This window comes from Chelatococcus sambhunathii (assembly GCF_001418005.1).
In the GTDB taxonomy this organism is placed as follows: domain Bacteria; phylum Pseudomonadota; class Alphaproteobacteria; order Rhizobiales; family Beijerinckiaceae; genus Chelatococcus_A; species Chelatococcus_A sambhunathii.
In genome coordinates this window covers 17,737-29,138 of record NZ_LIOL01000019.1, presented here as the reverse complement: position 1 = coordinate 29,138, position 11,402 = coordinate 17,737, and the positions used below count along the sequence as shown (strand labels likewise).

The 11,402-nt window shown below is 67.4% G+C and carries 9 protein-coding genes and 1 tRNA gene; 3 read left to right on the top strand and 7 right to left on the bottom strand.

Annotation, left to right across the window (positions count from 1 at the left end; genetic code table 11):
* Both ASC46_RS20155 and ASC46_RS20150 read right to left on the bottom strand, forming a co-directional pair.
* The coding region (locus ASC46_RS20155) for an SOS response-associated peptidase family protein (protein WP_245280642.1) at positions 1-588 on the bottom strand (588 nt) is incomplete at its 3' end.
* A 162-nt stretch (positions 589-750) separates the two neighbouring features.
* Positions 751-828: transfer RNA gene (locus ASC46_RS20150), tRNA-Pro, on the bottom strand.
* Between the two features lie 351 nt (positions 829-1,179).
* Between ASC46_RS20150 and ASC46_RS21455 the strand changes: the two genes are divergently transcribed.
* On the top strand, positions 1,180-1,608 hold the full coding sequence (locus tag ASC46_RS21455) for an RcnB family protein (protein ID WP_157672363.1): 429 nt from the start codon (positions 1,180-1,182) through the stop codon (positions 1,606-1,608).
* Between the two features lie 80 nt (positions 1,609-1,688).
* Here the strand turns inward: ASC46_RS21455 and ASC46_RS20140 are convergent, their stop codons facing one another.
* On the bottom strand, positions 1,689-2,273 hold the full coding sequence (locus ASC46_RS20140; protein WP_055461081.1) for a BA14K family protein: 585 nt from the start codon (positions 2,271-2,273) through the stop codon (positions 1,689-1,691).
* 315 nt (positions 2,274-2,588) lie between these two features.
* Between ASC46_RS20140 and ASC46_RS20135 the strand changes: the two genes are divergently transcribed.
* Complete coding sequence (locus ASC46_RS20135; RefSeq protein ID WP_055461080.1) at positions 2,589-4,031, top strand: phospholipase D-like domain-containing protein; 1,443 nt, start codon at positions 2,589-2,591, stop codon at positions 4,029-4,031.
* A gap of 403 nt (positions 4,032-4,434) precedes the next feature.
* On the opposite strand, the gene ASC46_RS20125 is transcribed toward ASC46_RS20135, so the two are convergent.
* The 4 genes from ASC46_RS20125 to ASC46_RS20110 form a co-directional block, all read right to left on the bottom strand.
* Positions 4,435-5,679, bottom strand: coding sequence for an O-antigen ligase family protein (locus ASC46_RS20125; RefSeq protein ID WP_055461078.1), 1,245 nt, complete (start codon positions 5,677-5,679; stop codon positions 4,435-4,437).
* Positions 5,676-7,223 carry an undecaprenyl-phosphate glucose phosphotransferase gene (locus tag ASC46_RS20120; RefSeq protein ID WP_055461077.1) on the bottom strand — a complete coding sequence of 516 codons (1,548 nt, stop codon included), beginning with the start codon at positions 7,221-7,223 and terminating at the stop codon, positions 5,676-5,678. The genes ASC46_RS20125 and ASC46_RS20120 overlap by 4 nt, the downstream gene beginning before the upstream one ends.
* A gap of 119 nt (positions 7,224-7,342) precedes the next feature.
* Positions 7,343-8,470, bottom strand: coding sequence for a glycosyltransferase family 4 protein (locus ASC46_RS20115; RefSeq protein WP_055461076.1), 1,128 nt, complete (start codon positions 8,468-8,470; stop codon positions 7,343-7,345).
* Positions 8,471-8,496: 26 nt separating this feature from the next.
* The gene (locus tag ASC46_RS20110; protein ID WP_055461075.1) at positions 8,497-9,060 is read right to left on the bottom strand and encodes a polysaccharide biosynthesis/export family protein; all 564 of its coding nucleotides are present in this window, start codon (positions 9,058-9,060) and stop codon (positions 8,497-8,499) included.
* Positions 9,061-9,230: 170 nt separating this feature from the next.
* Here ASC46_RS20110 and ASC46_RS20105 point away from each other — a divergent pair, with 170 nt between their 5' ends.
* Positions 9,231-11,393 carry a GumC family protein gene (locus tag ASC46_RS20105; protein WP_055461074.1) on the top strand — a complete coding sequence of 721 codons (2,163 nt, stop codon included), beginning with the start codon at positions 9,231-9,233 and terminating at the stop codon, positions 11,391-11,393.
* The last annotated feature ends 9 nt before the right edge of the window (positions 11,394-11,402 follow it).

Genomic DNA, 11,402 nt, shown 5'->3' with positions numbered 1-11,402 from the left:
CTCTTCGGCTTCGGTCAAGATGACGGGCATGGCTTTACCGTGGATCGGCTTCACGATGTTGTTTGGATCGCAGGTCAGGAAGCCGAACAATTCGAAGTCGCGCTCCCCGTCCCGCACCTTCTTGACGCCGCGCCACGGCGTCCAGACGCCTGCGAAGAACATAAGGGGCCGATCAGGATTTCGCGCGAACCACGCATTCGGCGTCCGCTGGCCTTCGACCTTGGCAGCCGGGTTCGGCTCGGCGAAGCTGTTGAAGGGCACCACGCATCGACTTTCCGGCCCGAGCCACGGTCGCCAGTGCTTGAAATGCGTGTTCCGGATGTTCGTGACGCCGGGGTCATAATTGCCCCGGATGTGCTCGGGCGGCGTCGGCATCCCCCACGTAGCCATGACCATCTCGCGCTCGCCATTCGCCCCGACGCGGACAATCGGCGCGAGCGTGCCGGGATAGATGTCGCGCGACGGCTCATTCCAGCCGCTGCGATCGACCATGCCCCGCGTAAGGTCGAGGATCGCCTCGCGGTTGCTCCGGACGTTGTAGAGGTTGCACATCGTTCGCTCCAGCGCGTCATCGGCGTGCCGGATCATATGGCGATCGCGACGCGGAACGAACCGCGAATTGACTGTGGGTGTTTTTGTGGGTGGTTGGCGCCTCGAAACGGCACATATACGCCGTTTGTTCCCCTTAGCTGCTCTTCGCGCCTGAACTCTGGCGAAAGCCCGAAACCTAAGGGATACAACGGGTTTGAATGGTCGGAGCGGCGGGATTTGAACCCACGACCCCTAGTCCCCCAGACTAGTGCGCTAACCGGGCTGCGCTACGCTCCGACACCCGAAGGGCGTTGTTTCTCTAGGTGTTTCGCCGCGGGAATGCAAGCCCGGAGTTCTGGCGGCGCGCGGCTCGAACGATGCATCGGGGACACAAAGCCCCGTAAAGTGCGGGCCTCATCCGCTTCGGTTACTGTGGATATCTTGGGGGATGCGAGCGCTTGTCCCCGACGGGCAACTCGTCCCCCGCCGGCACGCGGGAGGCCTCGGTGCCAGGTTGCCGACATGCGAGGGCAGCCCGTACGGCTACGGCGAGTGGCAACCGGACAAATATTACCAAAAAGTAATTCCATCGTTCAGGAGCCATTCAGGGCAATCCTCATAAGACGGAGGGCAGAAGAGGAGATGTTCATGAAAAAGATGGCCCTGTTTGTTGCATCGATCGCCATAGTCGTTTCAGGCGCGGCCGTCGCCCAGCCCCATCCATTGCACCGCGGCTCCGATGCCCATATCGAACACCGGGACGTGCGGAGCCAACGCCCGGGCGCGCACAACAGCTATCGCGATGTCCGGACCGAGCATCGTGACGTGCGCATCGAGCACCACGACCGGCATCCGCGGCATGTCGAGCCGCAGCACCGCCGCGGCCGGCCGCATTGGGCGAAGGGGCAGCGCTTCGAGTGGAAGAAGTATCGCCACCGCGAAATTCACGCCCGCGACTACCGCCGTTATCGCCTTCAGGAGCCGCCGCGCGGCCATCGCTGGGTCGAGGTCGACGGTCGCTTCCTGATGGTCAATGTCGCAACCGGCATCATCGCGTCGATCTTCATGATGCACTGAAGCGGACGCGCAGAAGCCCTGCAGCGCATGCAGGAGCCGCGCATGGGCGGCTCTTCCTCAAGGGCTTTGTCCTCGGCCTGCTATCGGCAGACGTGTCGGCGCCCATCATAGCCAAGATAGGTGCCGGTGCGCGGGTTGAAGGACTTGTACTTGCGCGAGCAATAGGCCACCCACCCGGCATCGTAACGGCGCGGCGGCGCGGCGATGGCGCTGCTGGCAATCGCGCCGGCGGCGAGGCCGAAGATGCCCGCCGCAATCGCGGCGCCGGGATCGTAGCCGTAGCCGTAATACGGCCTGTAGTAGCCGCCGTAATAGTATGGCCGATAGTAGTCGCCATAATAAGGGCGGGCGTAGTAGGGGCGGGCGTAGTAGGGGCGCGGATAATAGGGGCGGCCATAATAGCCGTATCGCCGCAGGCCGTAATAGCCGCCGTACACGGGCCGCACTGGAGCGACCGGCCGCACCCGGACAGGCCCGCCCCAACTGCGCGTCCACGTGCCCGGCCCCCCGACGTACCTGTGACCGGGACGACCCCACTGGGCACTGTCGATAAGCGTCGCGGAGGGCGCAGTATCCATGCGGACGATCTGCGCTTCCGCTGGCACCGCAGGGACCGCGAGCAGCGCTGCAACGGCCGTGACGGCGAGTGTCTTGCAGACGGGCATGGCGCGTTCCTCCTCGCGGCAACTGAGGCTTCCGACGCCGCGGACAAGCCGCAGGCGGGCGGACGACCCCGAGCGCCGATCATCTCGGCCGCGTGCGGACGGCGCCTTTTTCCATGATAGAACAAACTGTGGCGGCAGGGCGAGCGAGGGGATCACGTATACGCGACCCTCGCGCGCCCGGGGAGGGCGCGCGACCTGTTGCGTGAAGCACGCGGCTCCGGCATCGGGTCTCCGGCTCGCACGGGGGCAGCCTTTCACCGCGCCTGCAGGGTTCTGACCTTTCCGGCGCGAGGCGGAATCCTCTAGAAATGATTCATGCAGGCGTTTCTGACGGATTATTGGCCGCATCTCTTCTTCGTCCTGAGTACGGTGGCCGGTCTGGCTGCGGCCGTGCACGCGGCGATGACGAAGGACGAGGTGCGGGCGGCCATCGGCTGGGCGGGCGTCGCGATGCTGTCCCCAGTCTTCGGCGCGGCGCTCTATCTCGTTGTCGGCATCAACCGCGTGCGCCGATCGTCCGTCATGCGCAAGCGGGCGCGCACGCGCCGGGGGCGGGCGGCCGAGAACGAGGACAGCGACAGCGCCGCGCTATCGCGCCTGCCGCTCGCGTCGCTGGCCCGGCTCGGCGACAATGTCTCCCAGTTCCCGCTGACGCTCGGCAACAAGGTCACGCCCCTTGTCGGCGGCGATGCCGCCTATCCGGCGATGATCGAGGCGATCAGGAGTGCCAGAAAGTCGATCGCGCTCGCGACCTATATCTTCGACCACGACGCGGCGGGGCTCGCCTTCGTCGAGGCGCTCGTGGCGGCGAAGGAGCGCGGCGTCGCAGTGCGCGTGCTGATCGATGCAGTGGGGGCACGTTATTCGAAGCCGCCGCTGCCGCTCCTCCTGCGCCAGAGCGGCGTCACCTCGGCGCTCTTCATGGGCAACATCATCGGCCTTAAGCTGCCCTATGCCAATCTGCGCAGCCACCGCAAGATCCTCGTCGTCGATGGCAAGGTCGGCTTCACCGGCGGCATGAATATCCGCGCCCATTTCCTCACCTCGGCCATGGGTGATCACACGGCGCGCGACACGCATTTCCGCTTCGAGGGGCCGGTGGTCGAGCAGTTGCTCACCGTCTTCGCCGAGGACTGGCATTTCGTAACGCGGGAACTCCTCGACGGGGCGGTGTGGTTCGGACGCGCGGCGCGGCCGGCCGTCGGCTCGGAGGTGGCGGCGCGGGCGATTCCGTCGGGGCCGGACCACACGCTCGAATCGAACCACGCCATGATCATGGGTGCACTTGCGGCCGCCGAGCGCCGGGTCATGATCGCGTCGCCCTATTTCCTGCCAGATCAGCAACTCGTCGGGGCCTTCGGCGTCGCAGCGCGCCGCGGCATCGAGGTCGACATCGTCATTCCCGACAGCAACAACCTGCGCCTCGTGGACTACGCCATGACGGCCCAGCTCGATCAGGTGCTGCGACGGGGCTGCCGCGTCTGGCGCGCGCGCGGCGTCTTCGACCATTCCAAGCTCATGACGGTCGATGGGGTCTGGAGCTACATCGGCTCATCCAACCTCGATCCGCGCAGCCTTCGGCTCAATTTCGAGCTCGACGTAGAGGTGCACTGTCCTGAGCTGGCCGGCTGGATCGAGGGCTACATCGGCGAGCGCATGGCCGATGCGGTCCCTGAAACCCTGCAGAGCCTCGCGGCTCGCCCGCTCGTCGAGCGGCTGCGCAACCGGGTGGTGTGGCTGGCCTCGCCTTACCTCTGAAGGCACGCCGGCGCACATCGTCCCGGGTCGGACCGGCGCATGGTTCTTCTGCAGTCGGGCTCAAGCCGGCGGAAAGGGACGAGAAACCACGATGATGTCCGGAGGCGCCCGGAGCGCCCTGGAAGAGCTGCGAAACGGATGATGTCGCCTGTACGGATGTGGCCGTCCGGCATCGCCACGTGATGACCGAGGCCCTGCACCTTGCCGCCCAGCGGCCTTGCGAGGCGCGCCTGGTCGGTATCATCCAGGAGATCGACGAGGAAATCGGCTTTCCCACCGCCAAGGCCATCGCCTGCCCCCCTCGTGCGGGCGTTCCAGGGCAGGTGCGAGGGGGAACATCCGTTCAGGCGGATGTGAACGGGAAAACGGTCGCAATGCCGGGGCGTTAGCCGCAGAAGCGGAATCAGGATGCGAGCGCGCGGGGCCCTGTTTCCCGCCGTGGCGTTGCGGCCGCCATGCCCCAGACGAGCCCGAGAAGCAGATAAAAGTGGCGCCAGTGGTCGCTGTCGATCTGGATGCCCTGCAGCGCGGTGACGAAGAACACGCTCCAGATCGGCAGGAAATGGCGCTGCAAGGGCCCGCGCCGCAGCACCGTGCGCCAGCCGACGAAGAAGGTCGTCACGATCAGTACGAGATAGGCGATGCCGCCGAGCCAGCCATAGGAAGCGAAGGCGTTGAGGAACACGTTGTGCGGCGCGGCGCCATACATCTCGGAGGAAAAGCGCAGGGGGCCGAAGCCGTTCGGCAGGTCGAGCAAGAGCGGGAGGCTGCGGATCTGCCCGCCGAAGCGGCCGGTCGGGCCCATGTCGTAGGATTGCAGGCCCGCCCGCTGGGCGACGAGTTCCCCGATCTCGCCGCTGGAGAGGGCAGCGAGCAGCACGATGATCACGCCCGCCGAGAGCGCTGCGACCTGGCCGACGAGCCGCGAGCGCTGGCCGTTGCTGCGGCTCGTGAGATAGATGAGCAGAACGAGCAGGCCGACGCTGCCGACGGCGTTGATCCATGCACCGCGCGACAGCGTCAGCAGCAGCGCGAGCATCGGCACCGACAGCTTGGCGAGGCTCATGACGAGCCGGCCGCGGCCCGTCATGATGTCCTGCACCATGAAGGCGACGGCGAGCGTCAGATAGGGCCCGAGAACGTTGGGGTCCTTGAAGGTGCCGGAGGCGCGGCCGTAGAGGGAGAAGATCGAGCCGAGACCGGCGATGTCGAGATACCCGGCGATGCCGGCAATCGCCGCCACCCAGGCGGAAGCGACGAAGCCGCTGCGGATCGCCTTCAGCCGCTCCTCGCCGTCCTGCGAGAGGATCGTGGCGAAGAAGATCGCGGTCACCATCAGATAGATCGAGATGGCTACGAAGGTGACCGACTTGCGCTGGTCGAGATAGGGAATGAGCGAAAAGACGCCGCCGAGGTTGAAGGCGAGCAGCAGCAGGATGAGCGGCACGACGAGGCGCGGCAGCCGGATGCCGCCCGTGATCATGAAGCCGAAGAGGGCGACGAGGAACATCGCCTCATAGGGCGACGGCTCGATGATCGCGAGCGAGCCCGAGAAGGCGAGCAGCCACAGGAGCGCATGTTGCAGCCGGCGCGTCGGGATGCGAAGGCCGCTCGCGACGGTGTCGGCGATGTCGCCTGCGGCCGTCAATAGGCGTTCTCCGACTTGAGAAGCGCCAGCGGCGTCTTCAGGAGGATCACGAGGTCGAAGAGCACCGACCAGTTCTCGATATAGAACAGGTCATGCTCGACACGGCGCTGGATCTTCTCCTCGGTATCGGTCTCGCCCCGCCAGCCGTTGATCTGCGCCCAGCCGGTGATGCCGGGCTTGACCTTGTGGCGGGCGAAGTAGCCGTCGACGACCTTGTCGTAGAGCCTGTTCTCGGCCTTGGCATGCAGCGCGTGCGGACGCGGCCCGACGAGGGATAAGTTGCCCTTGAGGACCACGTTGAAGAGCTGTGGCAGTTCGTCGAGCGAGGTCTTGCGGATGATGCGGCCGACGCGCGTCACGCGCGGATCTCCCTTGGTCACGAGACGCGCCGCCGTTGCGTCGCTCTGGTCAACGTACATGGAGCGGAACTTGAAGACCTCGATGAGCTCGTTGTTGAAGCCGTACCGCTTCTGGCGGAAGAGCACCGGCCCTGGGGAGTCGAGCTTAACCGCGAGGGCCGTGAGGAGGAGCAACGGCGACAGCAGCACCAAGAGGATTGTGCCGACCAGCTTGTCGAAGAGCCACTTGAGCACCAGGTCCCAGTCGGCAATCGGCTTGTCGAAGACGTCGAGTACCGGCACCGAGCCGATGTAGGAATAGGCCCGCGGACGCAACCTCAGCTGGCTCATGTGAGCGGCAAGACGGATATCGGTCGGCAGCACCCACAACTTGCGCAGCATCTGCAGGATACGCGCCTCGGCCGTGATCGGCAGCGTGAAGATGATGAGGTCGACCTGCGTGCGCCGCGCGAAGGTGACGAGATCGTCGACTGTGCCGAGCTTGGGATAGCCGGCCAAGACGTTAGGTGAGCGGTCGTCGCTGCGATCGTCGAAGAAGCCGCAGATTCGCACGCCCGTATCGCGCTGTGCCGCCAGAGCCTCGATGAGCCGTTCCGCCGCTTCGCCGCCGCCGACGATCACGGTGCGCCGGTCGAGCCGGCCGGCGCGCGTCAGGCGCGTCACGGCGAGGCCAAGAGCGAGCCGGACCAGGAAGAGCCCAGCAAGTCCCGAAACGTACCAGCCGAGCAGCCAGACGCGGGAGTACTCCTCGCTCGTCTTGGTGAAGAAGAGCGCGGCGAGGGCGAGGAGAAAGATGACGCTCCAGCTTGCGAGAACCCGGAAGGCCTGCGTGAGGACGGAGCGCATCGCGCCGATATGATACAAGCCCGCCGCCTGCAGCGCCGCGACCGTCGCCAGGGCGAAGACTGGCAGGAGGCCGAGGTAGGAGAGGGGATAGCCGTGGTTCGGCGCGATATAGATCGCGAGCGCGGCGTAGCCCGTGGCGAGAGCCACCGCGATGTCGGCGAGGCGGGCCGCCCCCGTGATGATCACGGGCGAATAGGTGGGCCGCATGGGCAGCGCCGCCATGCGCTCGGCGAGCGGCGATAGGCGCGGTTCTTTCTCGTCCGCGGAAGCAGGCGCAGGCTGGGCGGGTTCGGCCGCGGCGGCCTGGTCGAGCAGATCGCGAATGTCAAAATTGGACATGTTCGAACTTCGGCGGGACAAAAAGGAAGTCTCGCCAAGGCAATCGCAAGGCCCATGCCATGGCGCAGGCGGGTCCCGTTCCCGCTGCAATGGCCTAGCACGGCCGTCTGGCGAATGTCTTAACGCAGTGCTGCGTGATAGGCGCCGAGCACCGAGGCGACCATCTGTGGCAGCGAGAAACGCTGGCGCACGAAGGCGCGCAGTGTGGCGTCCTCGGCGCGGGCCTCCGCCTCCGGCAGGTCGAGGCGGCGGCGCAGCGCGCCGGCGAGGGCCTCTGGTGCATTGGGAGGTATCAGGCGGCACGCCTGCGGCCCGAAAATCTCGGGGATACCGCCGACGGAGGTCGCGACGAGCGGCATCGCGGCAGCCGCAGCTTCCAGCACGACATAGGGGAGGGACTCGGCCCGCGACGGTACCACCATCACCCGCGCCAGCGCGAGCGCCTTCCGGATCGGCATGGGTCGCTGGAAGGTCACGGCCGCTTCAAGACCCCGGCGCGCCGCATGGGCTCGGATGGTCTCCTCGTCCGGGCCGGCACCGACGAAGACGGCAGTGAGTTCGCGGCCTTCGGCGCGCAGCAGCGCCAACGCGTCGATCAGCGTGTCGATACCCTTGAGGTGGCGCAACTCGCCGATATAGAGCACGTCCTGCGGGCCGGACCGCGGCACCTCATCGAACTCGGCTTCGTGCAGACCGTTGTAGACGACCGCGGAGCGCGCCGCGAGGGGGCCGAGCGCCCCCGCGGCGAGCCGGGCGATATAGGCGCTCTCGAACAGGAAGAAGTCGGTCCTCCGGGCCAGGACGCGCTCGGCAGCCATGTAGAGCCGGTGCTGCGCCGTGCCCGGCGGGTAGTGGAAGCTGCCGCCGTGCGGCGTGTAGATGCGGGCGGGACGACGCCCGTTCGTCCGCGCGGCCAGCCGGGCGTAGAGGCCACCCTTGGCGCCGTGGCCGTGCACCACGTCGGGTCCGAGATGGGACACCAGCGCACGCACGCGCAGGGCACTCGCAAGATCGCCAAGCCCCGGCAGGCGCGCCATGGGCAGGCGCGTAACGCCAAGCGAGAGATCCCCACCGAGCGCGGCGAGGGTTGCTTCCGCCCGCTCGCCGCCGGTCGTGGCGTCGCAGACGATGCCCACGCGGTGGCCGAGCTGCGCCTGTCCGCGCGCAAGGTCGACGACATGGCGGAACAGGCCGCCGACGGGTGCGCGCAGCACGTGCAGGATGCGCAGGGACTCGGGATGGGGCATGACGTGTCGTCCGGGCCGACGGTGGCTCAGAACCACCGCTCCTTGATGACGATGGTGTCGCCCGGCTTGATCGGATAGGTCGCCGGCAGCGGCCCGGTGACGGCCTTGCCCGGCGCCTGACGGGTGACGAGCGCTTCGCTCTCCACGGCGCGGGGGGTGAAGCCGCCGGCGATGGCGGCGGCGGTCTGCACCGTCATGCCGGCGACAAAGGGATATTGGCCGGGATTGCGCACCTCGCCGAGGATGAAGAACGGCCGATAGGCCTCGACGTCCACGCTCACCGACGGTTCGCGCACGTAGCCGGCGGCGAGCTTGCGCTCGATGGCCTTGGCGAGCTGCTGCGTTGTCAGCCCGCGCGCCGGGATGGCGCCGACGAGCGGCATCGCGATCTTGCCCGAGGCATCCACGGTATAGATATTGGACAGGCTGTCCTGCCCGAAGACGATGATGCGGAGGCGGTCGCCGCTGTCGAGCGTGTAGACCTGCGGGCGGGGCACCGCCTCCACCGTCATCGGTGCACGCGACGTCTGGGTGCAGGCGCCGAGCGCGGCGTAGAGAAGGGCGAGGGCGATGGCCGGAAAGCGCGACATGTGACCGTCATCGGAAACTGCAGGACGAGACGCATCTAACGCCGTTATGGTTAACAAAGGTTGATTTTTGCGTATGCCGACGGCCCTTGCCGTCCATCAGGCCGATTTAACCTGCCGGCAACGCCTTGTGTGCAAGGTTGAGGCGTTGTTTTTCGTATTTTGAGGCGCCGATGTCGAAGGAAGTCGCGGCCGGGGGGGCTCCGGCCGCCGGGGACGATCTCGATCTGGGGGTGATCTGGCGCGCGCTGGTGCGGCGCCGGATGTGGATCGCCTTGCCGACCCTTCTCGCCTTCGTCGGGGCGTTCCTGATCGTCAATCTCATCACGCCGCGATACAAGGCCGAGACCAGCGTTCTTCTCGTCAGCGGCGACACTTTCTACACGCGCCCCGAAGGCGGGGCAGGCGCCGGTTCCCAGTTCGACGAGGAAGCGGTGCAGAGCGAGGTGCAGGTCATCATGTCGCGCGATCTGGCGCGCGACGTCATCGGCAAGCTCGGCCTCGTCGGCAATCCTGAGTTCGATCCGGATGCGCGGGTGCTCGGCCTTAGCCAGCGTGTCATGCAGTGGATCGGCCTTAGCGGTTCCGGCAAGGCGCGCCCGCCTGAGGAGCGTGTGCTCGCCACCTATTACCAGCGCCTCAACGTCTTTCCGCTGCCGCGCTCGCGCGTCGTGGCCATCGAGTTCTCGTCGGCCGACCCCGACCTCGCGGCTCGCGCCGCCAACACGATCGCCGAATCCTATCTCGATTTCCAGCGCGCCGTGAAGCAGAGCGCGACGCAGGCCGCATCCCAATGGCTCGCCGAAACCATCGAGCCGCTGCGCAAGCAGGTCGCCGAGGCCGAGGCGAAGGTGGAGGATTTTCGCGCCCGCCACGGCCTCATGAGCGGCAATGCCGGCGAGGTGACGCTGCCGGCGCAGCAGCTCGCCGAGCTCTCGGCGCAGCTGTCCGCTGCCCGCTCGGCCCAGGCCGAGGCCGAGGCGAAGGCGCGTCTGATCCGCGACATGATCGCCTCCGGCCGCGTTTTCGACATTCCCGATGTCGCCAACAACGAATTCATCCGTCGCCTCCTGGAACAGCGCATCGCGCTGCGGGCGCAACTTGCCCTCGAGGAGAGGACGCTTCTGCCAGCCCATCCGCGCATCAAGCAGCTCAACGCCCAGATCGCGGACCTGGAAAACCAGCTCCGGCAGGAGGCGCAGCGCACCGTGCGTTCGCTGGAGAACGAGGCGAGCCTCGCCGCTGCGCGGGTCGAAAGCGTGCAGAAGGCCGTCGATGCCCAGAGCGCTGTGGCCGCGAAAGCCAAGGAATCGGAGGTGGAGCTGCGTGCGCTCGAGCGCGAGGCACGCACCCAGCGCGAGCAGCTCGAGACCTACCTGACCCGCTATCGCGAGGCGCAGGCGCGCGAAGTGGAGAACGCGAGTCCGGCCGATGCGCGCATCGTCTCGCGCGCCGTGGTGCCGGGCACGCCGAACTTCCCCAAGAAGGTGCCGATCATCGCCATCGTCACTCTGGTGGCCTTCTCGCTGGCGGGGACGCTCGTCATCGCGCTGGAACTCCTGTCCGGACGGGCCTTCGTTCCGGCGGCCGCGCCGCCGGCCCACCTGCCGCCGGCGCAGGCCGTCTCCGAGCCGTCGCGCGTCGAGCCCGCTCCTCCCCCGTCGCCCGTTACAGACGCGCCGGTCTCGGCAGTGGTCGAAGCGCAGGCGCCGGCTCAGCCCCGCGACGAACGAGAGGCTGTGCCGGCGGCGACGACGGCTGCCGATGCGCTGGCGCCGCTGATGGCGCGGCTCGGCGATCGTCCCGCGGAGGGACGAGGCCGGCGCTTGCTGGTGACGGAGGCCGCGGCCGGTGCCGGCGCCGTTCCGCTGGCGCGCGCCCTGGCCGATGACCGCGTCAGGACCGAACGCACGATTCTGCTCGACCTGACGGCAGGCGAAGCGATGCGCGGCGCCCGACGTCCGGGCCTCGCCGAGCTTGCCTTGGGCAGCGCCTCCTTCTCCGACGTCATCGGGCGTGATGCCGGCACGCGGCTGCACCGTGTCTCGGCGGGCACGAATCTCGCCGACGCACTCGCCCAAAAGTCCGGCGCGCTCGAATTGCCGCTGCTCGCCCTCGATCAGACCTATGAGTGGGTGATCCTCGTCGTCGATGCCGCAGGTCTCGAGGCGCTCGCCCCGCATGTCCTGCCACACGTCGACCACGTGGTACTCGTGTCGGAAGAGGCCGAGCAGGCCGAGGCCACACGCGCGGCTTACGCCCGCCTTGCGGAGGCGAAGGCGCGCGACATCATCGTCGTGGTGCCGCAGGCGGACGGCGCGCGCGCCGCGGCCTGAGCCGCCTCC

Excerpts from the sequence above, each read along its gene's own strand:
- ASC46_RS21455 (WP_157672363.1), top strand. The coding sequence starts at position 1,180 with ATGAAAAAGATGGCCCTGTTTGTTGCATCGATCGCCATAGTCGTTTCA.
- ASC46_RS20140 (WP_055461081.1), bottom strand. The coding sequence starts at position 2,273 with ATGCCCGTCTGCAAGACACTCGCCGTCACGGCCGTTGCAGCGCTGCTC.
- ASC46_RS20135 (WP_055461080.1), top strand. The coding sequence starts at position 2,589 with ATGCAGGCGTTTCTGACGGATTATTGGCCGCATCTCTTCTTCGTCCTG.
- ASC46_RS20120 (WP_055461077.1), bottom strand. The coding sequence starts at position 7,223 with ATGTCCAATTTTGACATTCGCGATCTGCTCGACCAGGCCGCCGCGGCC.
- ASC46_RS20115 (WP_055461076.1), bottom strand. The coding sequence starts at position 8,470 with ATGCCCCATCCCGAGTCCCTGCGCATCCTGCACGTGCTGCGCGCACCC.
- ASC46_RS20110 (WP_055461075.1), bottom strand. The coding sequence starts at position 9,060 with ATGTCGCGCTTTCCGGCCATCGCCCTCGCCCTTCTCTACGCCGCGCTC.
- ASC46_RS20105 (WP_055461074.1), top strand. The coding sequence starts at position 9,231 with ATGTCGAAGGAAGTCGCGGCCGGGGGGGCTCCGGCCGCCGGGGACGAT.